Origin of the sequence: Halopseudomonas oceani (genome assembly GCF_002903165.1) — a bacterium.
GTDB lineage: Bacteria > Pseudomonadota > Gammaproteobacteria > Pseudomonadales > Pseudomonadaceae > Halopseudomonas > Halopseudomonas oceani.
This window is the reverse complement of record NZ_PPSK01000002.1, coordinates 268924-289442: the sequence shown is the minus strand read 5'-3', so window position 1 is coordinate 289442 and position 20519 is coordinate 268924. Positions and strand designations below refer to the sequence as shown.

The 20519-nt window shown below is 59.5% G+C and carries 22 protein-coding genes and 2 tRNA genes; 5 read left to right on the top strand and 19 right to left on the bottom strand.

Going from position 1 to position 20519, the window contains the following annotated elements:
- Positions 1 to 29: 29 nt before the first annotated feature.
- The gene (locus C1949_RS03580) at positions 30 to 695 is read left to right on the top strand and encodes a pentapeptide repeat-containing protein (RefSeq protein ID WP_104737104.1); all 666 of its coding nucleotides are present in this window, start codon (positions 30 to 32) and stop codon (positions 693 to 695) included.
- A 97-nt stretch (positions 696 to 792) separates the two neighbouring features.
- Entirely contained in the window at positions 793 to 3126 is a 2334-nt protein-coding gene (locus C1949_RS03575) for a putative bifunctional diguanylate cyclase/phosphodiesterase (RefSeq protein WP_104737103.1), read from the top strand.
- Between the two features lie 252 nt (positions 3127 to 3378).
- On the opposite strand, the gene C1949_RS03570 is transcribed toward C1949_RS03575, so the two are convergent.
- The 5 genes from C1949_RS03570 to dapA form a co-directional block, all read right to left on the bottom strand.
- Positions 3379 to 3468: transfer RNA gene (locus tag C1949_RS03570), tRNA-Ser, on the bottom strand.
- A gap of 53 nt (positions 3469 to 3521) precedes the next feature.
- Positions 3522 to 4235 carry a phosphoribosylaminoimidazolesuccinocarboxamide synthase gene (purC, locus tag C1949_RS03565; protein ID WP_104737102.1) on the bottom strand — a complete coding sequence of 238 codons (714 nt, stop codon included), beginning with the start codon at positions 4233 to 4235 and terminating at the stop codon, positions 3522 to 3524.
- A gap of 36 nt (positions 4236 to 4271) precedes the next feature.
- Positions 4272 to 5033, bottom strand: a complete 762-nt coding sequence (locus C1949_RS03560; protein WP_104737101.1) for an MBL fold metallo-hydrolase — start codon at positions 5031 to 5033, stop codon at positions 4272 to 4274.
- Positions 5011 to 6165 carry an outer membrane protein assembly factor BamC gene (bamC, locus tag C1949_RS03555; RefSeq protein ID WP_104737100.1) on the bottom strand — a complete coding sequence of 385 codons (1155 nt, stop codon included), beginning with the start codon at positions 6163 to 6165 and terminating at the stop codon, positions 5011 to 5013. The genes C1949_RS03560 and bamC overlap by 23 nt, the downstream gene beginning before the upstream one ends.
- A gap of 36 nt (positions 6166 to 6201) precedes the next feature.
- Positions 6202 to 7077: a 4-hydroxy-tetrahydrodipicolinate synthase gene (dapA, locus tag C1949_RS03550; RefSeq protein WP_104737099.1), complete on the bottom strand. Its 876-nt coding sequence runs from the start codon at positions 7075 to 7077 to the stop codon at positions 6202 to 6204.
- Positions 7078 to 7304: 227 nt separating this feature from the next.
- Between dapA and C1949_RS03545 the strand changes: the two genes are divergently transcribed.
- Entirely contained in the window at positions 7305 to 7862 is a 558-nt protein-coding gene (locus C1949_RS03545; RefSeq protein WP_104737098.1) for a glycine cleavage system transcriptional repressor, read from the top strand.
- Between the two features lie 18 nt (positions 7863 to 7880).
- On the top strand, positions 7881 to 8348 hold the full coding sequence (locus C1949_RS03540; protein WP_104737097.1) for a peroxiredoxin: 468 nt from the start codon (positions 7881 to 7883) through the stop codon (positions 8346 to 8348).
- 21 nt (positions 8349 to 8369) lie between these two features.
- Here the strand turns inward: C1949_RS03540 and C1949_RS03535 are convergent, their stop codons facing one another.
- On the bottom strand, positions 8370 to 9464 hold the full coding sequence (locus tag C1949_RS03535; protein WP_104737096.1) for an AI-2E family transporter: 1095 nt from the start codon (positions 9462 to 9464) through the stop codon (positions 8370 to 8372).
- A gap of 6 nt (positions 9465 to 9470) precedes the next feature.
- On the bottom strand, positions 9471 to 9722 hold the full coding sequence (locus C1949_RS03530) for a sulfurtransferase TusA family protein (protein ID WP_104737095.1): 252 nt from the start codon (positions 9720 to 9722) through the stop codon (positions 9471 to 9473).
- A 99-nt stretch (positions 9723 to 9821) separates the two neighbouring features.
- On the opposite strand from C1949_RS03530, the gene C1949_RS03525 reads away from it, so the two are divergent.
- Positions 9822 to 11270: a M48 family metalloprotease gene (locus tag C1949_RS03525; RefSeq protein WP_104737094.1), complete on the top strand. Its 1449-nt coding sequence runs from the start codon at positions 9822 to 9824 to the stop codon at positions 11268 to 11270.
- Positions 11271 to 11309: 39 nt separating this feature from the next.
- On the opposite strand, the gene nadA is transcribed toward C1949_RS03525, so the two are convergent.
- From nadA to ruvA, 12 genes are all read right to left on the bottom strand, one after another.
- Entirely contained in the window at positions 11310 to 12368 is a 1059-nt protein-coding gene (gene nadA, locus C1949_RS03520; RefSeq protein WP_104737203.1) for a quinolinate synthase NadA, read from the bottom strand.
- 155 nt (positions 12369 to 12523) lie between these two features.
- A tRNA-Lys gene (locus tag C1949_RS03515) sits at positions 12524 to 12599 on the bottom strand.
- Between the two features lie 73 nt (positions 12600 to 12672).
- Entirely contained in the window at positions 12673 to 13368 is a 696-nt protein-coding gene (gene queC, locus C1949_RS03510; protein ID WP_104737093.1) for a 7-cyano-7-deazaguanine synthase QueC, read from the bottom strand.
- 80 nt (positions 13369 to 13448) lie between these two features.
- The gene (ybgF, locus tag C1949_RS03505) at positions 13449 to 14234 is read right to left on the bottom strand and encodes a tol-pal system protein YbgF (protein ID WP_104737092.1); all 786 of its coding nucleotides are present in this window, start codon (positions 14232 to 14234) and stop codon (positions 13449 to 13451) included.
- A 13-nt stretch (positions 14235 to 14247) separates the two neighbouring features.
- Positions 14248 to 14748 carry a peptidoglycan-associated lipoprotein Pal gene (gene pal / locus C1949_RS03500; RefSeq protein ID WP_088275530.1) on the bottom strand — a complete coding sequence of 167 codons (501 nt, stop codon included), beginning with the start codon at positions 14746 to 14748 and terminating at the stop codon, positions 14248 to 14250.
- A gap of 43 nt (positions 14749 to 14791) precedes the next feature.
- On the bottom strand, positions 14792 to 16084 hold the full coding sequence (tolB, locus tag C1949_RS03495; protein ID WP_229744369.1) for a Tol-Pal system beta propeller repeat protein TolB: 1293 nt from the start codon (positions 16082 to 16084) through the stop codon (positions 14792 to 14794).
- Positions 16085 to 16092: 8 nt separating this feature from the next.
- The gene (tolA, locus tag C1949_RS03490; protein WP_104737090.1) at positions 16093 to 17106 is read right to left on the bottom strand and encodes a cell envelope integrity protein TolA; all 1014 of its coding nucleotides are present in this window, start codon (positions 17104 to 17106) and stop codon (positions 16093 to 16095) included.
- Positions 17103 to 17555, bottom strand: coding sequence for a protein TolR (tolR, locus tag C1949_RS03485; RefSeq protein ID WP_373289796.1), 453 nt, complete (start codon positions 17553 to 17555; stop codon positions 17103 to 17105). Before tolR ends, tolA begins: the two co-directional genes overlap by 4 nt.
- Before the next feature lie 11 nt (positions 17556 to 17566).
- Positions 17567 to 18238, bottom strand: a complete 672-nt coding sequence (tolQ, locus tag C1949_RS03480) for a protein TolQ (protein WP_104737201.1) — start codon at positions 18236 to 18238, stop codon at positions 17567 to 17569.
- A 55-nt stretch (positions 18239 to 18293) separates the two neighbouring features.
- Positions 18294 to 18731 carry a tol-pal system-associated acyl-CoA thioesterase gene (gene ybgC / locus C1949_RS03475; protein ID WP_088275538.1) on the bottom strand — a complete coding sequence of 146 codons (438 nt, stop codon included), beginning with the start codon at positions 18729 to 18731 and terminating at the stop codon, positions 18294 to 18296.
- 61 nt (positions 18732 to 18792) lie between these two features.
- A complete protein-coding gene (ruvB, locus tag C1949_RS03470) occupies positions 18793 to 19854 on the bottom strand; it encodes a Holliday junction branch migration DNA helicase RuvB (RefSeq protein ID WP_104737089.1) in 1062 nt (353 codons plus the stop codon).
- A gap of 47 nt (positions 19855 to 19901) precedes the next feature.
- On the bottom strand, positions 19902 to 20507 hold the full coding sequence (ruvA, locus tag C1949_RS03465; RefSeq protein ID WP_104737088.1) for a Holliday junction branch migration protein RuvA: 606 nt from the start codon (positions 20505 to 20507) through the stop codon (positions 19902 to 19904).
- Positions 20508 to 20519 lie beyond the last annotated feature (12 nt).

Genomic DNA, 20519 nt, shown 5'->3' with positions numbered 1-20519 from the left:
GCTCAGCGGGCAGGGCTCTGGAGCTGAACATGAAACAGCTGATCTACCTGTCTGCCAGCCTGCTGGCACTGAGCAGCCCCGCGCTGCTGGCGCAAAGTGCAGACATCGCCGAAGAAGATATTCAGACCCTCAACGGCTGCGCCTTGGTTCCCGGCACCCGCTGTCCGGGGGTCGATTTGCGCGGCGCCGACCTGCGTCATATGGATCTGCGCAGGGCCGATCTGACCGGCGCCGACCTGCGTGGCGCGGATCTGCGTCATAGCATCCTGGATCAGGCAAAACTGGACAACGCCCGCCTGGAAAATGCCAACTTTACCCGCGCCAGCCTGCAACAGACCGCCATGCGCGGCGCCCAGGCCGACGGGGCACGATTTATTGCCATCAACGGCTGGAATCTGACGGCCCAGGGCGCCAGCTTCAACGACGCCGACTTTACCGGCGCCAGCCTGGACTTCGCCCGCTTCAGCGGCGCGACCATGCACAACACCCTTCTGCGTGCGGCCAACCTGGAAATGGCCTGGCTACCCAAGGCTGACATGGCCGGGGCCGACTTGCGCGATGCCAACCTGCAGGAGTCAAAGCTCAATCACGCCAACCTTGCCGATGCCAACCTGGAGGGCGCTCGGCTGCACTACGGAACCTTCCTGAACGTCAACATGACCGATTGCACCGCCTGCCCGTTCGGCTGGGAGTAACCGCCGTCACGGTCGCTCGCCTCTTGCGCCGAGCCGCGACTGAACGCATTCTGCTAGTGTTTAAGCAGATACCGTTCAGTCAATCGGCAGGTACAGTTTGAAGCCCTATATCCAGACCTTCGATTCACTACGCAACGACATTGCGCTGATGTACAGCAGCGACGAACGGGAAGTGGCGTTGCTGCGCGGCGCCCACCTGACGTCGGTCATTCGTGTCACGCCGGCCATGATGTTTGCCAATTTTGGCGCGGGTGCCTGCATCCTGCTGAGTTTTTCACCCGAGATACCGAGCGGCTTGTGGGTCTGGTTCAGCCTGCTGACCATGCTCTGCATACTCGCTACCCTGAGCTGGAAGCGCATGCCTCAAAGCGGGCTGCTGACCTCAAGCGTACGCCGAATCAAACGCTCTACCCTGCACGCTGCCGGCCTGTCGGGAATCTGGGCGGTGATGATTATCCTCTGGTTTCCGAGCGGCGGCAGTCTGCAGCAAATGAGCATATCCACGCTGGTCACCGGCATGATTGGCGCTGGTGGTTTCGTGCTTAGCCCATTGCCAAGGGCGAGTGTCATCTATGTTGGCCTGTACACCGTTGGCTCGCTGATCGCCTTGCTGCTGACCGGCAAGCCTCACTACATCGCGCTTGCACTGCTGCTGTTTCTCTACTCGCCGATGGTGGTCATCGGTTCCCTGCTGTCGTGGCGCAAGTCGACAGACCTGATCAACGCCCAGCGACAGGCAGCAAGACAGGGAGAAATGCTGTCTGTGCTGCTGCAGGACTTTGAACTCGACGCCGGTGATGCGCTGTGGGAAACAGACGCCGATGGCATGCTCAACCACGTTTCGCCGCGGCTGACCGAACTGCTTGAACTGGCGCCCAATGAGCACCGGGAAAAACGCTTCGTGGAGCTGCTGAGTGATCGCTGCGCTGAGTTGAAGAAGCAAGGCACCGAACTGATTGAATGTCGCCAGAACTTCCGTGCACTGCCGCTCAGCTTGCAAGGTCGCCGCGGAGTGCGCCACCTGGCCTTGACGGGCAAAATTCTTCTGGATGATCAAGGTCGCTTTGTCGGACGGCGTGGCATCGTCAGCGACGTGACCGACAAGGTCAACAACGAACGCATGCTGCAAACCCTGGCCCACACCGACTCGCTGACCGGCCTGGCCAACCGCTTCAAGCTGCGCGACACCATCAGTGCACTGGTCAAGCGCGATCAGTCACTGGCCCTGCTGTCGGTCGACCTGGACCGTTTCAAGAGCATCAACGACAACCACGGCCACAGTACCGGCGACGCCCTGCTCCAGGTCATCGCCCGCCGCCTACTCGGTTGCGCCGGCGAAAACATGCTGGTCGCCCGCCTCGGCGGCGATGAATTCGCCCTGGTGGTCTGGCAGTTTGAGAGCAGCACAGAGATCACCGCCCTGGCCCAGAAGCTGATCAGCAACCTCAGTAACCCTATCACCGTCGGTGAGCGAGAGTTTCGCGTTGGCGCCAGTATCGGTATCAGCGTGCGTCCGCCGGGCGGTCCTCATCTGGATGATCTGATGGTGCAATCGGATATGGCTCTCTACACAGCAAAGTCTGCGGGCAGGGGCTGCTGGTCGCTCTACTCCGAAGAAATGGGCGAGCGCAGCCGGCGCAGACTGGCCATTGAAGAGGGTTTGCGACACGCCATTGAGCGGGGACAGATTCAGGTTCACTGGCAACCAAAGGTTGATCTCGCGAATTGGGAAATTGTCGGCGCCGAGGCACTGATTCGCTGGAGCCATCCCGAGCTGGGCAGAGTCGGACCGGACGAGTTCATTCCCATTGCCGAACAGTGCGGTCTGATTGACGGTCTGGGCCAGTGGGTACTTGAGGAGGCTTGCCGGGCTGCAGTCAATGAGCTGCAAGGGCTGACCATTTCAGTCAATGTCTCGGCGATGCAGGTACAGTTCGGGCATTTTCTTGAGGGCCTCAAGACCCTGCTGCAACGCTACCAGCTCGCCCCGCAGCGGCTTGAACTGGAGCTCACCGAGTCGGTGATTCTCGATGACCCGGATCAGGCGCTGGCCACGCTCCACGCCATCCGTGAGACCGGCGTAAGACTGGCACTGGACGATTTCGGTACTGGCTACTCGTCTTTGTCGTACTTGCGCAGCTTTCCGTTCGACACCCTGAAGATCGACCGCTCATTCATTACCGAATTGCTGACCCGACAGGATGCCCAGGCCATCGTGCGGATGATTACTGAGCTGGCCATTACCCTCGGCAAGCGCACGGTCTGCGAAGGCGTTGAAACCGCCGAGCAGCTCAATGCTATCTGCGCCACCGGCTGCAACGAGGTACAAGGCTATCTGATATCCGCGCCGGTGCCACTCTCGGCATTCCCGCGCAGCCTGCCCGAGCGCCCCAGCGTTGTCACCGTCATGACAAGCGAGCTGCAAAGCTGACGCCGCCCCGCCTTGAGATGGCAGGTATAGCTTGCAGGCTCGGTCGAACGAGGGTTCTCACCGAGAGCTCGCCGGATAAACAAAAACGCCCAGCTAGTCGGGGGACTGTGCCTTCTGAGACTTCGTCAGGGATTATTCGGCGCTGCGCTCCGGCGTTCCTCGCCTGCGTTGCAGGCTCGGTCGAACGAGGGTTCTCACCGAGAGCTCGCCGGATAAACAAAAACGCCCAGCTAGGCTGGGCGTTTTGTTTATTGGCGGAGAGTCAGGGATTCGAACCCTGGGTACGGTTGCCCGTACAACGGATTTCGAATCCGTCCCATTCGACCACTCTGGCAACTCTCCAAGTCGGCGCGCATCTTAGCAGGTTTTGCTCGGAATGCGGTAGCCGAAGATGCTCAGGATAGCGGCACGCCGAGGCGTTGGGCTACTTCCTCGTAGGCTTCGATCACACCGCCCAGGCCCTGACGGAAACGGTCCTTGTCCATCTTTTTACGGGTTTCCTTGTCCCACAGGCGGCAGCCGTCCGGACTGAATTCATCACCCAGTACGATTTCGCCGTTGAACAGACCAAACTCCAGTTTGAAGTCGACCAGCAGCAGGCCGGCAGCGTCGAACAGGCCCTTGAGGATGTCGTTGATCTTCAAGGTCAGTTCCTGCATGCGCGCCAGCTGTTCGGCGGTCGCCCAACCGAAGGTGACAACGTGCGACTGATTGATGAAGGGGTCGCCCTTGGCGTCGTCTTTCAGGAACAGCTCGAAGGTCGGCGGGGTCAGCGCCATGCCCTCTTCCACACCCAAACGCTTGACCAGGCTGCCTGCGGCGAAGTTGCGCACGACGCACTCGACCGGAATCATATCGAGCTTCTTGACCAGGCACTCGTTGTCAGACAGCAGTGCGTCAAACTGGGTCGGGATGCCCGCTTCTTCCAGCTTCTGCATGATGAAGGCGTTGAAGCGGTTGTTGACCATGCCCTTGCGATCGAGCTGTTCGATCTTCTTCCCATCAAAGGCGGAGGTGTCGTTGCGGAACAGCAGGACCAGGCGATCCGGGTCATCAGTGGTGTACACCGACTTGGCTTTACCGCGATAGAGTTCGTTACGTTTTTCCATTATCGGCTCCCGCTGTCCGCAAAATGGTGATGGGTATTACTCGATGGACTGCCAGGGCAGACCTTGATTCTGATGTGCCATGAGCAGGTTGCCGGACCAGCCAGTCAGGGCATCCTGCATGGCGGCCAGAGCGAGCTCCGGCCGGTTGTTCTTTTCGCTGATATGCGCCACGGCAATATGCTGCAGTCGCTCCCGGCCTCCGGCAATCTGCAGAAAACCGGCTGCCTGCTGGTTGCTCAAGTGGCCCAGATCACCGCCGACCCGCGCTTTCAGGAAGGCCGGATAGGGCCCGATCGACAGCATGTGCGGATCATAGTTGGCTTCGAGGAAAAGCGCATCCAGATCTGCATAGTGCTCAACAATCCAGGGGGTAATAGTGCCGGTGTCGGTCAGCACGCCGAACCGTCGCTGGCCGTTGTCGAAAATATACTGACAGGGCTCTCTTGCATCGTGGGGTACAGCTACCGGAGTAATCTCCAGATCACCAACCTCGAAGCGTCCATGCAGATCAATCCAGCGCAGATCCAGGCCATCTTCACGCAGCTCAAACCCGGTACCCGGGGTCAGATACACCGGCAGGCCATAGCGCCGCGCCAGCTTGCCAACACCCTGGATATGATCACTGTGCTCATGGGTAACCAGAATGGCGCTCAGTTGGTCGCCACGCAGACCGGCTTCAGCCAGACGCTGTTCGGTGGAACGCAAACTGAAGCCGCAGTCGACCAGAACCCGCGTGGCACCCTGCTCGATCAGGGTGCCGTTGCCGCGGCTACCACTACCGAGGGAGCAATACCGCACCGCCGTTGGGCCCCTCGTTCAAGCCGCGCTGAATACGCTCAAGCAATTCGCGTGCACGTGCCGGATCTGCAGCCTTTTCAAAGCCGGCATCGACACTGACTTCAACGCGGTTGGCGCCAGAGGTGAGGCGTACCTGCAGCTGGTTCTCGTCGGGCGTCTGAGTCTTGTCATCGTCATCACCACCAAACCAGCGTGCGAAAAAGCCCGGCTCTTTCTTCTCGGAACGGGTCTGGTCCAGATCGACGTAATAGACACCGGAGCTGCGGTTGTAGTCGGTGACCAGCACATCGGCCCGCGCCAGCGCATCACCCACATCGGACCATGCGCGGTTGAAGTCGGCGTTCATGAACAGCACGCTGTTGCCAGCGCCATCCAGCTCCAGGCTGGTCTCAACCGGGCCGCTGTTGATGATGCTGGAAACCAGAGCACTGCCGCCCGCGCTGACACTCTGGTTCAGATAGGTTTCCAGCTCGGCCAGCAGGCCGCGCTCGAAGTTGGCGCTATCAGAGCGCGACGGCCACTGACTGTCGTCATCACCAATATCACGGTTCTGATGGACAACCTTGATTTCACTGGTGCCGGCGTTAACACCCGGCTCAAGCCGCACGCGGAAGCGCTGCTCTTCATCATCGATCCGGCGACCCTGTTCCAGCAGCGGCATCATGCGGCGAACCAGCGGGTTACCCGCTGCTTTGCTGAAATCAACCCAGTCGGTAGCGAATTCACTGAGGGCCTGGTCCTGCTCGGCCATTGGCACCCGGTAGTCAGACCAGAACCGAGACAGCAGCGGCCAGACCTCATTGGCGGGCAACTGGGCCAGCAACCAGCGCTGACTACCCTGCTGCTGCAGCGAGAATACCGAACTGTCGGCACTGGCCAGCATGGGGCGTGGGCGCGGTGTTTCAAAACCATCCTCGCCAGTCGCCGCAGCCACTGCCTGACCAGGCACCGGCAACAAATCGCCGATCGAACGGGTCTGCAGGTCAGCAGGAACCGTCATCCGTGGCTCAACCTGAGCCTGCTGATAGTCACTGCCACGATCACGGAAGTATCCGTTATCGCCCATCAGATACCCACAGCCACTCAGGCTGGCCAATACCCCCAGAGTCAGTGCACTCAGCACAGGCTTCATAAACGTTTCCTTGGTCAACTGGTCTTCCCGGTTCGATTACAGCATCCCGCATTGACGCAATGCGCCGTGCACAGCGTCATGGCAGCGGGGGCTAAGCGGTGTCAGCGGCAAGCGAATGCCATCGGCGATCAGCCCCATTTCCATCAACGCCCATTTGACCGGAATCGGATTGGACTCGATAAACAGCGCCTTGTGCAACGGCATCAAGGCTTCATTGAGACGACGGGCAGTTTGCTCGTCGCCGCGCAGTGCCGCAGCACACAATTCGTGCATTTGCTGCGGTGCGACGTTGGCGGTGACAGAAATATTGCCTTTGCCACCCAGCAAAATCAGTTCAACTGCGGTCGCATCATCACCGGAGTAAACTGCCATGCGGCCGTCAATCCGCTCGATCACCTCACGGGCACGCTGCAGGTCACCAGTGGCCTCCTTGATGCCAACGATGTTGCTGATCGCAGCGAGGCGTTCAACCGTCTCCGGCAGCATGTCGCAGGCAGTGCGGCCCGGCACGTTGTAAAGAATCTGGGGAATGGCAACCGCTTCAGCAATGTGCTTGTGGTGCAGATACAAGCCTTCCTGGGTTGGCTTGTTGTAATACGGGGTGACCAGCAACGTAGCATCAGCGCCAACGCTGCGCGCGGCTTCGGTCAGCTCGACCGCTTCACGCGTCGAGTTTGCGCCGGTGCCAGCGATAACCGGAATGCGACCGGCGACCTGCTGAACGACCCGACGAATGGCTTCCTTGTGTTCCGCCATGTCGAGCGTCGCAGACTCACCCGAGGTACCCACCGCAACAATGCCATCGGTGCCCTTTTCCAAATGGAAGTCGATGAGACGCTCCAGTGCCTGCCAATCCAGGCCCCCGCTAGAATCCATGGGTGTTACCAGCGCCACCAGACTACCCGAGATCATGCAACTCTCCACTTGGAACAATAAACGGCAATGGTACTTTCGCGCCGCGGCCAGTACAAGGGAAGCACGGATTAAATCCACTGCCTGAGGCTCTCCGGCAACCCGCTGCAGGCAGGGCATGAGCAGCGGCCGGAAGCGACAGTTGAACCGCTCTCGACAGGCTGTGACAATAGGCGCTTGCTTCTCGCCCGCCAAGCGGGCGTTCCGCCGTCAGTCAGAGGAACCCAATGTCCAGCACCCCGAGTCACCGCGAGCAATATCTGGTCGTTCATGTCATGGGCCAGGAAACCACATCGCTTGCCAGCCTGCTGACTCGCCTGTGCACCGAGCACCGCTGCCAGATCATTAGCAGCCGCATGAGCCGCCACGGCTCCTGTGCCGTTCTGCTGCTTCAGGTCAGCGGCAACTGGGATGCTCTGGCTCGCCTCGAAGCACTGCTGCCAGCGTTGGCCAAACGCGAGCACTTCCAGCTGTCGATGAGCCGCAGCCACAGCATTGATGAGCGCCCGCAGGCATTGCCCTACAACGTTTTCGTCACCGCAGCCCAGCGCCCGGAACTGGTCGGCGAGCTATGCAACTTCTTTCAGCAACTGAGCATCGACATCGAAGAGCTGCAGAGCTTCACCTACCTGGCGCAACACACCGGCACCCCCATGCTCAACCTGACGCTGACCATCGCCATCCCGGTAAAAACGCAACTGAGCTGGTTGCGAGAGCAGTTTCTGGATTTCTGCGACGAACTCAACCTCGATGCCGTGATAGAACCATGGCGTCCGCTTCACTGATCATCTGGAGAGGTATCCATGCACGTTGAACTGAACAAGCCAGTACCCGATTTCAGCGCCCAGGCCACCGGCGACCAGACCATTACCCCCGCCAGCCTGGCCGGCAAGAATGTTGTCATCTACTTCTACCCGAAGGACAACACCCCCGGTTGCACCACAGAGGGCCAGGACTTTCGCGATGCACATGCCGACTTCGCTGCAGTCAACACGGTCATCTATGGGGTATCCAAAGACAGCCTGCGCACCCACGCCAACTTCAAGGCCAAGCATGAATTTCCGTTCGAGCTGATCAGTGATCCGGACGAGACCTTCTGCCGCCTGTTCGACGTGATCAAGCTGAAAAAGCTGTACGGCAAGGAATACGAGGGCATCGAGCGCAGCACCTTCCTGATCGACGCGCAGGGCGTACTGCGCCAGGAATGGCGCAAGGTGAAGGTATCAGGCCATGTTGCCGAGGTACTGGCTGCAGCCCGCACCCTCGGCTGAGCAACACCGCCGGATGAAACCTCAGGCCTCCCCGGCTTGAGGTCCCGCCGACTGACTGTCGTGTGCCGCCTCAATACCCCGCGGCCAGGCGTAGAGTACCGCCTTGAACAGGGTCGCTAGCGGGATCGCAAAGAACACCCCCCAGAACCCCCACAGGCCGCCGAAGATCAGCACGGCGGCGATGATCGCCACCGGATGCAGGTTCACCGCCTCGGAAAACAGAATCGGCACCAGCACGTTGCCGTCCAGCGCCTGAATAACGCCATAGACGATCATCAGCATCATGAACTCGTTGCCAAGCCCCCACTGGAACAAACCGATCACGGCTACCGGAATGGTCACGACCGTGGCGCCGATGTAGGGCACCAGCACCGACAACCCCACCAGCACCGCCAGCAAGGCAGCGTAGTTGACGCCAAGAACGGAAAAAGAAATGTAGGTCACTGCTCCTACGATCAGGATCTCGACCGCCTTGCCGCGGATGTAATTGGCAATCTGCTGATTCATCTCGGTCCAGACAACGCGCATCAGGCGACGCTCGCGCGGCAAATGGCTGACCGCCCAATCGGTAATGGTCTGACTGTCCTTCAGGAAGAAAAAGACCAGAATCGGCACCAGCACCAGATACACCAGCACCGTCACCACCACCGGCAGGCTCGCGAGCGACTGCGACAACGCCCACTGCCCGAAGGACCCGACCTCACCGTTGATAGACGCCATCAGGCGATCAATCTGCGCCGCCGACACAAACGAGGGATATTCCTCAGGCAGGTGCAGCAGTTGATCGCGCCAGGAGGCAATCATGCCCGGCAGTTCGTTAAACAGATTCAGCATCTGCTTCCATACCAGTGGCACCAGCACACCAAACAGCGCCGCCAGCGCACCGAGAAACAGCAGAAACACGATCCACACTGCCAGGCTGTGAGGCAACCAGCGCTGCAGGCGCGACACCAGACCCTGCAGCAGATAGGCAAGTACCACCCCGGTCAGCAGTGGCGCCAACTTGTCACCAAAACTGATGACAATCGCAAACCCCAGTGCCAGCACAACGGCCAGTACGACCGCCTCTTCATCGGAAAAGTAACGCTGAATCCAGCTTCGAAAAACTTTTAGCATCGGAACCTAATCTGCTTTACGCAACCAATAGTGAAAATCGCCGTCCAATACCCGGGACTCCAGCAACAGATGCCCGGACAGCTCCGCGAAGCGTTGAAAATCCCGTTGTGACCCCGCATCGGTAGCAACCACATGCAACGTCTGGCCTGCTACCATGCCGTTCAATGATTGCTTTGCCTTGAGCAGCGGCAGTGGACAGGACAGTCCACGGGCGTCCAACTCAACGTCAACAGGTAGATGGGTGATTTCAACAGACATGCAGGGACTCCACAGCGAGTGGGCCACAGTATAGCCTTGACGACTCTCACTCCGACAACAGCTAGACACGGGTGCGCAACAAAAATGATGCAAAAAAGGATGTCCGTTAGATCGCTTGTCCAGGCCGTGACGCTCGCCGGGTCCCTGATACTGCCGGCTACAGCAGTGCCGGCCGGAGACGAATTCAACCTGCCGTCGCTGGGTGATACCAGCTCCTCGATCATGTCCCGCGAACAAGAGTACCAGCTCGGTCGCACCTGGCTGAACATGCTGCGCGGCGCGGTTCAAACCCTTGAGGACCCACAGCTCAAGGACTTCGTCGAAGACCTTACCCGTCGCCTGGCGGAAACCAGCCAACTGACTGACCGCCGTCTGGCCTTTGTGCTGATCGACAGCCCACAGCTGAACGCCTTCGCCGCACCCGGCGGCGTGGTAGGCGTTAACGGCGGCCTGTTCCTGCACGCTCGCAGCGAGGCCGAGTTTGCCTCAGTACTGGCCCACGAACTGGCTCACCTGTCCCAGCGCCACTTTGCCCGCGGCCTTGAACAGCAACAGCGCATGCAGGTGCCGTTCATGACGGCCATGCTGGCCAGCATCGTGCTGGCTGCGGCGGGCGGTGGAGACGCCGGCTTCGCCGCCCTTGCGACGACCCAGGCAGCAGCGGTACAGGAGCAACGTCGTTTTTCCCGCCAGAACGAACAGGAGGCCGACCGCATCGGCATCCTCAATCTGGAGAAGGCCGGCTACGACCCGAAAGCCATGCCGGACATGTTCGAGCGCTTGGCCCAACTCAGTCGCTACGACACCACACCACCGGAATTTCTGCTCACCCACCCGGTCAGCCAGGCGCGTATGGCCGACACCCGCAACCGGGCAGAGCAGATGGGCGGCGGCAAGGAAGACTCACTGAACTACCAGATGATGCGCGCCCGCGTACAACTGAAGTACGAACAAAGCCCCGGCCTCTCAGCCAAGCGGTTCCGTGCCTTGCTGGATGATAGCGGCGACGAACACCCGGCCGCCCGCTATGGTCTGGCGCTGGCCCTGAGCCGCGGCGGCGAGCACGCCGAAGCCCGCACAACTCTGGCGCCGCTGCTCGAGGCAACACCGGATGACCTGACCGTCAACCTTGCCCAGATCGAACTGGACACCAACGCTGGCCGCCTGGAGCAGGCCCTGGAGCGCAACCGGCGCCTGCAGCAGCGCTTCCCTGGCAACTTCCCGCTGGAGTTCTCTGAAGCCGACCTGTTGATGAAACAACAGCAATATGCCGATGCAGAGAAAGCCATCGACCGACTCGCCAGCCAACGCAAGGACGATCCTGATGTCTGGTATCTGGCGGCCGAGATTCGCGGTCTTGCCGGCAACATTCTGGGCGTGCACCTGGCACGAGCGGAGTTCTTCGAACAGACCGGGGACATGCAGCAGGCCGGCCAACAGCTTGACCTGGCACTGCAGCGGGCGGGGGGCAACTTTGTCATCAGCTCGCGCATCAAGGAGCAGCAGAACGAGCTGCAGCGTCAGCGCGAACTGATCGAATCACTCTGAAGCACGCCAAGCCCGCCGCGAAACGCGGCGGGCTTGGCGTCAGGCATTACCCTTGGCAGCCAGACTGGCCTGACGGGTAAAGTCGAGCATCCGATCCAGCGGCCGCACGGCCTTTGGAATCAGCTCAGGATCAACCAGAATCTCATCGGTGCCCTGCTCCAGACTCGCGAGCACGCGCGGCAACGTGTTCATCGCCATCCAGGGGCAGTGCGCACAACTGCGGCAGGTTGCGCCGTTTCCTGCGGTCGGCGCTTCGATCAACAGCCGATCCGGTGCCGCCTGCTGCATTTTGTAGAAGATGCCGCGATCAGTGGCAACGATAAAGGTCGGATTGGGCAGATCACGGGTCGCCTGAATCAACTGGCTGGTCGAGCCGACCACATCCGCCATCTCGACAACCGACTGCGGTGATTCCGGGTGCACCAGCACGGCGGCGTCAGGATAGACCTTGCGCAGATCTTCCAGCGCCTTGGCCTTGAACTCCTCGTGCACAATACAGGAGCCCTGCCACAGCAGCATATCTGCACCGGTTTCGCGCTGAATGTAGTTACCCAGATGCTGATCAGGCGCCCACAGGATCTTCTCGCCCTTATCCATCAGGTGCTCGACGATCGGCAGCGCACAACTGGACGTTACAACCCAGTCAGCCCGCGCCTTCACCGCTGCCGAAGTATTGGCATAGACCACCACGGTGCGGTCCGGATGCTGATCACAGAAAGCGGAAAACTCATCGATCTGACATCCCAAGTCCAGCGAGCATGTCGCCTCCAGAGTCGGCATTAGCACACGCTTTTCCGGGCTCAGAATCTTGGCTGTTTCACCCATGAAACGCACACCGGCAACAATCAGCGTGGTGGCCGGGTGATCACGACCAAAGCGCGCCATTTCCAGCGAGTCAGAAACACAACCACCGGTTTCTTCAGCGAGTTCCTGCAGCAACGGATCGGTGTAATAGTGGGCAACCAGAACAGCGTTCTGGGCTTTCAGCGCAGCGGCGATGCGGGCCTTGAAGTCAGCCTTTTCTGCATCACTGAGCGGAGCAGGCGCCTTGGCATCCAGGTGCGCCTGAACGAGCAGACGCTCGGGAATCTGGGACATGTTTGCATCCATCAGGAGAACAACGGAGGCCGGCATTGTAGCACGCCTGCCAGAGCTGCCCAGCGCGGCCGAATCGCAGGCGCGCGAACACCTCAAACCGATTCAAGGCAGTTACTTTCAAAAAAAGGGGATCACTTCAGAGGAGGGATCCAGAGTGGTGGGTCGTGTAGGATTCGAACCTACGACCAATTGGTTAAAAGCCAACTGCTCTACCAACTGAGCTAACGACCCCCTGCTGGACGCGCGCTATATTACTGATTTATCAGAGGAACTCAAGCTTTTTTTCACTCACGGTGAAAATTGATTACCTGTACCGGGTCGGATCAGCCAGCCCTGCCGCGCTGAAACCCTCGGCACGCAAACGACAACTGTCGCAGCGGCCACACGCCCTGCCGTCAGCATCTGCCTGATAGCAGGACACCGTCTGACTGTAATCAACCCCGAGGGCCACGCCCGCCTGCACGATCTCCGCCTTGCTCATGTACTGCAAGGGCGCCCGAATACGAAACCCATCACCCTCAACGCCTGCGCGGGTAGCCAGATTGGCCAGACGCTCGAACGCCTCAACAAACTCCGGCCGACAATCGGGATAGCCGGAGTAGTCCACTGCGTTGACGCCGATAAAAATCTCCCGGGCGCCCAATACCTCCGCCCAGCCCAGCGCAAGCGAAAGAAAAAGCGTGTTGCGCGCCGGCACGTAGGTTACCGGAATGCCATCCTGCGGCCCTTCGGGCACCGCGATACTGTCATCGGTGAGCGCTGAACCGCCTATCCCGTTGAGATTCATACCAACGACCTTGTGCTCGATAACTTCAGCGGCGCGGGCAACCCGCTCGGCGGCCTGCAGTTCGGCGCGGTGGCGCTGGCCGTAATCGAAGCTCATGGTATAGCAGCGCAGCCCCTGCGCCTGAGCCATCGCCAGCACAGTGGCCGAATCCAGACCGCCGGACAAGAGCACGACGGCAGCCGGCAAATCCGAAACAGTGTTGGCGTTACTCATAAAACCTCCCGGGCAGAAATGCAAAAGCGCCCGATGGGCGCTTTTGCAAAGACAGATCGGCGGGCTGGCTGCCCCCCCCATCAGTTGAGCGTGTTCAGCTCACGGCCGGCCAGCTGCGCCGCCGACGAGTCGGGGTACTTGCTGATGACCTGCTGGAATAGATCACGCGCCTTGTCGTTATTACCAAGACGACGCTCGACGTCGCCCAGCTTGTACATCGCATCCGACTCCTTGCGGTGATTCGGATAACGGCTGATCACTTGAGCAAACGCCTTGCCGGCGGACTCCAGATCAGACTGAACCAGATAGACCTCACCCAACCAGTACTGCGCATTGCCCGCATACTGACTGTCCGGATAACGTCTGAGGAAAGCGTTGAAGGCCAGTGCAGCCTTGTCAAAATCCCGCGCTTTGACTAGGTCAAAGGACGCGTCATAAAGCAGTTTTTCCTGCTCGGGATCAGCCGGCGCAGTGCTGGCCGCAGGCGCCTGAGCGGGCGTTGTCGCAGTGTCACTGTCAGCAGGCGCACTACCGTTGGCGGCGGGAGCCGGCGCGGCGGTCAGGCCAGACAGTCGACGATCAATATCCTGATAGCGATCAAGCTGGTCCTGCTCCATCTGCTTGATCTTGTAACTCTGCTCTTCGAGCATACCCCGCAGCATGGTGACTTCCTGCTGCAGTTGGTACATCTGCTGAAACAGCTGGCCTTCACCAGAAAGGCCAGCCGGGGCCTGCTGGGTTACCGAGGAACCCGCGTAACTGGCAGACGACGTATTGCTCGAACTACCTTCCATTACCGGAACCTGAGCAACTGCCACCAACGGCGACAGCGCCAAGGCCATTACGATGCCTCTGTAACCCTTCATAAGACCTCTTCTATTACTTGCGCAGCTCTACGCGACGGTTCTGAGCCATGGCTTCTTCAGTAGAACCCATCGCTGCCGGCTTCTCTTCACCGTAGGATACCAGTTCCAGCTGAGCCGGAGACACGCCCTGCAGAACCAGGTAACGCTGTACGGAAGCCGCACGACGCTCGCCCAGAGCCATGTTGTACTCGCGGGTGCCGCGCTCGTCAGTGTGACCTTCCAGAACAACGCGGTTGCCAGCGGACTTCAGGTCTTTAGCGTGAACGTCCAGAGCGCGCATGGCTTCCGGCTTCAGCTCGGAGCTGTCGTACTCGAAGTAGAACGTGGTGATGGCGCGCAGAGCAGCTTCTTCGCTGTTCATGCCGTTGTCCATACCAGCGCCGTTGCTGCCAGCACCGTAGCCAGCGTTCGGATCAACTGCACCAGAGGTGTCGCCACCTTTGGAGGAACAGCCAACAACAACGCCGAAAGCAACGACCAGAGCAGCGGCTTTGCCAAACTTGATAACTTGCATCATGAACTCCTATTAACCCCATATGGTTTAGTGTTGGTGCGCCCTATGGCAGGTATGGGGACCATGATGGTACGCGCAGGTCGTTGAACTGAGTCGGTATCACCGACCGTGCACGCCCGTTTGTTGATACCAGCATGAGTACACCCCGCCCCTGTTGACGGGTAGCATAAATTAACATAACGCCGTTGGGTGAGACCGTCGGGGACTCATCCAGTGACGTTTCTGTTAAAACTCTCAGGTTGCCGCGCTCAAGATCCTGCGTGGCAATCTGAAAATTACGGTAGCCCTCCTGACGGTGCACCATCACCATGGTGCGGCCATCAACGGACAGCTTGGCGTTGGCATTGTAGTTGCCAACGAAGGTCAAACGCTCGGTAGTACCCGAACTCAAATTCTGCTTATAGATCTGCGGGCGCCCGCCACGATCCGAGGTAAACACCAGCGTATCGTTACCCATCCAGCTCGGCTCGGTATCAATCGCAAAATGGTTGGTCACCCGACGCAGCTGCTTGCTGGCCAGATCCATCACATAGATTTCCGGATTGCCATCGCGCGACAGTACAAAAGCCAGTCGACTTCCGTCTGGCGACCAGGCCGGCGCGCCATTCAAGCCCTCAAAGCTGCTGATACGCTCGCGGCGGCCAGTCCGGATATAGTGAATGTAGATCTCCGGACGACGCGATTCAAACGATACATAGGCGATGCGCTCGCCATCCGGCGAGTAGCTCGGACTGAGAATCGGCTCACGGGACTGCAGCAAGGTTACAGCACGGGCGCCGTCGTAATCACTACGCTGCAGCGTGTACCGTGTATTGTCGACCGAAAAACGCTCGGCAGCGACGTACAGCAGCTTGGTGTTAAAGGCGCCCTGAATACCGGTCAGCTCCTTGAACACCTCATCACTCAGGTGATGGGCAATATCACGCAGCTGCGCACGGGTACCGCTGATCGAACGCGACAGCAATACCTGCTCGCGAACCACACTGTAAAGACTGTAAGTCAGTTCAAAGGCATCGGCGCCAGTGGCCGCGACCTGCCCGACCACCACATAGTCAGCCCCAATCATGCGCCAGTCCCGCGCATTAATCTCACCGTCACGGGTCGGATAGCTCAACATGTTGCCACGCGGAATCGGCGCAAACATGCCGGAGTTGCGCAGATCGTTAGCGGTAATCTCCGCCATGTCTTCCGGCAGCGGCGTGCTGCCCTGCCAACCAAAGGGTACCACCGCAATCGGGGTAGCCTTGTCGGTGCCACGCGTAATTTCAATGGCGTCCTGCGCCAGCGACAATTGGGCAAGGCACAACACAACCAAGCCTGCAAAAACGTGCGTCAGTCTCTTCATCAGAATGCCAGATCCTCTGGTTTGAAGCGCAGCGTTCGCTGTCGATACAAGCGATCGAACGCTGCGGGATTTTCACGGGACAGTGTTTGCATTTCCGGAATGCGCCCCACGTTTCTGACCGCCTGCACGGCGGACTGATCAAAACCGGCGTCCCCACTGGAACGCACGATAACAACATCGGTAATCTGCCCAGTCGGCAACATGCTCAAACGCACTTCCACCGTCATACCGTTACGGGCTGTTGGCGGGCGACGCCATTGCTGGCTGACATAGCGACGAATAACGTCGTCGTAACTGGCCGCAACCTGGTCACCACTGCGATCAGCCTGCGCCTGCTGATACTGGGTTTCCTCCGCCAACGCCTCGCTCAACGCACGCGCCTTGGCCTCCTCCTGCGCCTTACGCTCGTTTGCCAGGCGCTCCTGCTCGCGGCGGCGCTGCTCGGCGGCCTCCGCAGCGCGGCGTTCAGCCTCGGCCTTGCGACGCGCTTCTTCCTGAGCCTTGCGGCGGGCCTCTTCCTCAGCACGCTTACGCTCGGCTTCAGCCTGAGCCCGGCGAGCCGCCTCAGCCTCAGCCGTCTTTCTAGCCTCTTCAGCCTTACGACGCTCAGCCGCCGCAGCTTCAGCAGCTTTGCGATCAGCCTCATCCCTCGCCGCTTCAGCCGCAGCGGCTTCCGCCTGCTGCCGAGCCTTTTCAGCAGCGGCAGCCCTGGCTGCTTCTGCGGCTTGTTGCTGCTGCCGCTGGGCCTCCATCGCCTCTTCTTCATGGCGAGGCGCGGCGGTCTTTGGCGCCTCACCGGCAATTTTCTGGTCCGTCTGCGTCACAGCAGGACTCATCGAATCCAGCTGCACCAGCGTTGCCTGAACAATCGGCCGAGCCGGCTCAAAATCCGGCGCACGACTGAAAGAGGCGAACAGCAGAATCGCCACCGCCAAGTGCAGAGCTGCGGCCTTCAGCAACGGAGCAGAGTAACGCTCGGACTCCGTTGGCCGGTGTTGATATCGCGTGCTCACGGCGCCTCGGTAATCAGACCTACATTGGGCACACCCGCTTGCTGCAGCGCACCCATTGCGGTAACAACCACACCGTAATTGGCTTGTTTGTCACCACGGATGTAGACCAGCGTGTCGGGCTTGGCGGCCATGATCTTGGACACCCCTTCCGTCATCTCAGCCAGCGAAACAACGCTGTCGGTGTGGTTTTCAGTGTCGACCCCATCACCCAGGTTCCAGTAGTACGTTCCGTCAGCCAGCACCGACAGCGTCAGTACCTGCTGATTGCTATCAGAGGGCAAGACCTCGCTGGATACCTGTGGCAGATCGACCTTGACCCCCTGATTCAGCATTGGTGCGGTCACCATAAAAATCACCAACAGCACCAGCATCACGTCGATGTATGGCACCACGTTCATTTCCGCGACCGGCTTACGCTTCTGACGACGCCCCTGCATGTGCATGCCCATAACGACTCCGCTTACTCCTCGCGTGCGTGAACGCGGCGGTGCAGAATGCTGGAGAACTCTTCTGCAAAGGTGTAGTAGCGGCCGATCAGCATTTCTGATCGGGCAGAAAAACGGTTGTATGCGACCACTGCCGGGATAGCAGCAAACAAGCCAATGGCCGTTGCCACCAGCGCTTCTGCGATGCCCGGCGCGACCGTTGCCAAGGTTGCCTGCTGTACGGTTGCCAGACCGCGGAAGGAGTTCATGATCCCCCAGACGGTACCGAACAGACCAATGTAGGGACTGGTCGAGCCAACGGTCGCCAAAAACGGCAGATGCAGGTCCAGCTTTTCCTCTTCACGTGAAATAGCGACACGCATCGAGCGCTGCACGGCATCCATTATCGCGTCCGGGTCGACACCAGCTTGCTGGCGCATGCGCGAAAATTCCTTGAAGCCGGCACGGAATATCTGCTCAAGGCCGGAGTTCTCATCCGGCGATCCGGTAACCTGTCGATACAATTGCGACAGGTCGACACCAGACCAGAAACGGTCCTCAAAATCATCCAGCGCGTTTTTGGCAGAGCGCATTACGCTGCCACGCTGGAAAATCATCACCCACGACGTTACCGACGCTGCCAGCAGCGTCAGCATTACCAGTTGCACCAGTACACTGGCGCCGGACACCAGGTGCCATATCGACATTTGGTCAGCCTGCACGCTCAGCTACTCCTCGCTTGTCCATCGAATTCTTGACTCATTACCCGTTGATCTCGGCCCGCGCAGTATTCTCGAACGCCGTACGCATAGCTTCGGGAATCGCTCTCGGGCGATAGCGGTCGGCACTGACGCAGGCGACCAGCACCTCTCCTTCACACAACAACTCTCCCGCCCGAGTCACGCTCTGGCGGAAGCGAATACTTGCTCGCTTGGTTTCCAAGACAGTCGCAGTTACGACAAGTTCATCATCCAATCGTGCGGGCGCGTGATAACGTGCCGTGACAGAGTGCACAACAAAAATGACGTTTTCTCTCTGCAGAGCGCTTTGATCAAAGCCCAGAGTACGGACCAGCTCCGTCCGCGCACGCTCCATAAACTTCAGGTAATTGACGTAGTAGACGATGCCACCGGCATCGGTATCTTCAAAGTAGACGCGGGCTTTCAGCTCGAACGGCGGCCCAGAACGTTCAACGCGCATAATGTAGAGCCAAGCAATGATTTTGCATAGTGGGTGTCCTCGCTAAATGCAAAATATTTTTTCAGGGTGAATCCGGCGCTGCCGGATCATCGAACAGGTCTGCCGCCGGTGAAACCATCCGCGAGGGCAACCTGAGTCCAAAGTGTTGGTACGCGTGGCGCGTCACCACTCGACCGCGTGGCGTACGCATAATGAAGCCCTGCTGAATCAGGTAGGGTTCCAGCACGTCTTCGATGGTATGCCGCTCCTCGCCGATGGACGCCGACAGGTTGTCCAGCCCGACCGGCCCCCCATCGAACTTGTCGATCATGGTTAACAGCAAGCGGCGGTCCATGTGATCAAAACCCTGCTCATCCACATCCAGCAAGTTCAGCGCCTGATCCGCCACCGCTTTACTGATGATGCCGGCTTCGCGTACTTCGGCAAAATCACGTACACGGCGCAACAGACGGTTGGCAATTCGCGGCGTCCCACGGGAGCGGCGGGCAATTTCACGCGCGCCGCCATCGTCCATCTGTAGACCAAGGATCGCTGCAGAGCGCGCCACGATGGTGGCCAAATCAGCAACCGAGTAGAACTCAAGCCGCTGAACAATACCAAAGCGGTCGCGCAATGGATTGGTCAGCATACCGGCGCGGGTGGTGGCGCCGACCAGGGTAAAGGGCGATAGGTCCAGCTTGATCGAGCGGGCAGCCGGGCCCTCGCCGATCATGATATCGAGCTGATAATCTTCCATCGCGGGGTAGAGAATCTCTTCAACAACCGGCGACAGGCGGTGAATCTCGTCAACAAACAGCACATCGCCGGCCTCAAGATTGGTCAGCAACGCGGCAAGATCACCGGCACGCTCCAGCACCGGCCCCGAAGTGCTCTTGATCTTGGCACCCATTTCCTGCGCAATGATGTTGGCGAGCGTGGTCTTACCGAGACCGGGCGGCCCGAAAATCAGCACATGATCTAGCGCTTCCCCTCGCCCTTTGGCCGCTTTGATGAACAGCTCCATCTGCTCACGCACGGTTGGCTGACCAATATACTCAGCCAGCTTCAGCGGACGGATTGCCCGGTCAATAACTTCTTCCTGCTGCCTGGGCGTTGCCGCGATCAGGCGATCTTCTTCCAGCATGTGTTATCCATCAAAAAGGGAGCAATGCGCCCCGGCACAGGTATGCGCTACACCATGCCCTTGAGCGCACGACGAATCAACTCTTCGCTACTGAGGCCGTCTTCTTCCACTGCCGCAACGGCCTTGCTCGCTTCTTGCGGCTTGTAACCCAGAGCGATCAGCGCGCTGACCGCATCGACGCTCGGTTTGATCGGCGCACTGGTGACCCCAGACGGAGCTGCCAACGACACGGCGCCCGGCAACGCGTCCCACGCCTTGAACCGGTCGCGCAACTCGATCAACAGTCGCTCCGCAGTCTTCTTGCCAACACCCGGAATCTTCACCAGGGCACTGACATCCTGATGCTGCACAGCCATCACCAGCTCATCGACATCCATGCCCGACATCAGCGCCAGTGCCAGCTTCGGACCGACCCCGTTCAGCCGGATCAGCTCGCGAAACAGCTCTCGACTGCGCTTGTCAGCGAAGGCATACAGCAGCTGCGCATCTTCACGCACGACCATATGGGTATGCAGGGTCACTTTCTCACCCAGCGATGGCAACTGATAGAAGGTACTCATCGGCGCGTCCAGCTCGTACCCGACGCCCTGCACATCCAGCAAAATATGTGGGGGCTGTTTTTCCAGCAAAATACCGCTCAAACGTCCTATCACCGGACCTACTCC

What these genes read in the sequence shown, in the direction of transcription:
- C1949_RS03580 (WP_104737104.1), top strand. Translation starts at nt 30, where the DNA reads ATGAAACAGCTGATCTACCTGTCTGCCAGCCTGCTGGCACTGAGCAGC.
- purC (WP_104737102.1), bottom strand. Translation starts at nt 4,235, where the DNA reads ATGGAAAAACGTAACGAACTCTATCGCGGTAAAGCCAAGTCGGTGTAC.
- bamC (WP_104737100.1), bottom strand. Translation starts at nt 6,165, where the DNA reads ATGAAGCCTGTGCTGAGTGCACTGACTCTGGGGGTATTGGCCAGCCTG.
- dapA (WP_104737099.1), bottom strand. Translation starts at nt 7,077, where the DNA reads ATGATCTCGGGTAGTCTGGTGGCGCTGGTAACACCCATGGATTCTAGC.
- C1949_RS03545 (WP_104737098.1), top strand. Translation starts at nt 7,305, where the DNA reads ATGTCCAGCACCCCGAGTCACCGCGAGCAATATCTGGTCGTTCATGTC.
- C1949_RS03540 (WP_104737097.1), top strand. Translation starts at nt 7,881, where the DNA reads ATGCACGTTGAACTGAACAAGCCAGTACCCGATTTCAGCGCCCAGGCC.
- C1949_RS03535 (WP_104737096.1), bottom strand. Translation starts at nt 9,464, where the DNA reads ATGCTAAAAGTTTTTCGAAGCTGGATTCAGCGTTACTTTTCCGATGAA.
- C1949_RS03530 (WP_104737095.1), bottom strand. Translation starts at nt 9,722, where the DNA reads ATGTCTGTTGAAATCACCCATCTACCTGTTGACGTTGAGTTGGACGCC.
- C1949_RS03525 (WP_104737094.1), top strand. Translation starts at nt 9,822, where the DNA reads ATGTCCGTTAGATCGCTTGTCCAGGCCGTGACGCTCGCCGGGTCCCTG.
- nadA (WP_104737203.1), bottom strand. Translation starts at nt 12,368, where the DNA reads ATGTCCCAGATTCCCGAGCGTCTGCTCGTTCAGGCGCACCTGGATGCC.
- queC (WP_104737093.1), bottom strand. Translation starts at nt 13,368, where the DNA reads ATGAGTAACGCCAACACTGTTTCGGATTTGCCGGCTGCCGTCGTGCTC.
- ybgF (WP_104737092.1), bottom strand. Translation starts at nt 14,234, where the DNA reads ATGAAGGGTTACAGAGGCATCGTAATGGCCTTGGCGCTGTCGCCGTTG.
- pal (WP_088275530.1), bottom strand. Translation starts at nt 14,748, where the DNA reads ATGCAAGTTATCAAGTTTGGCAAAGCCGCTGCTCTGGTCGTTGCTTTC.
- tolR (WP_373289796.1), bottom strand. Translation starts at nt 17,555, where the DNA reads ATGGGCATGCACATGCAGGGGCGTCGTCAGAAGCGTAAGCCGGTCGCG.
- tolQ (WP_104737201.1), bottom strand. Translation starts at nt 18,238, where the DNA reads ATGTCGATATGGCACCTGGTGTCCGGCGCCAGTGTACTGGTGCAACTG.
- ybgC (WP_088275538.1), bottom strand. Translation starts at nt 18,731, where the DNA reads ATGCGCGTTGAACGTTCTGGGCCGCCGTTCGAGCTGAAAGCCCGCGTC.
- ruvB (WP_104737089.1), bottom strand. Translation starts at nt 19,854, where the DNA reads ATGCTGGAAGAAGATCGCCTGATCGCGGCAACGCCCAGGCAGCAGGAA.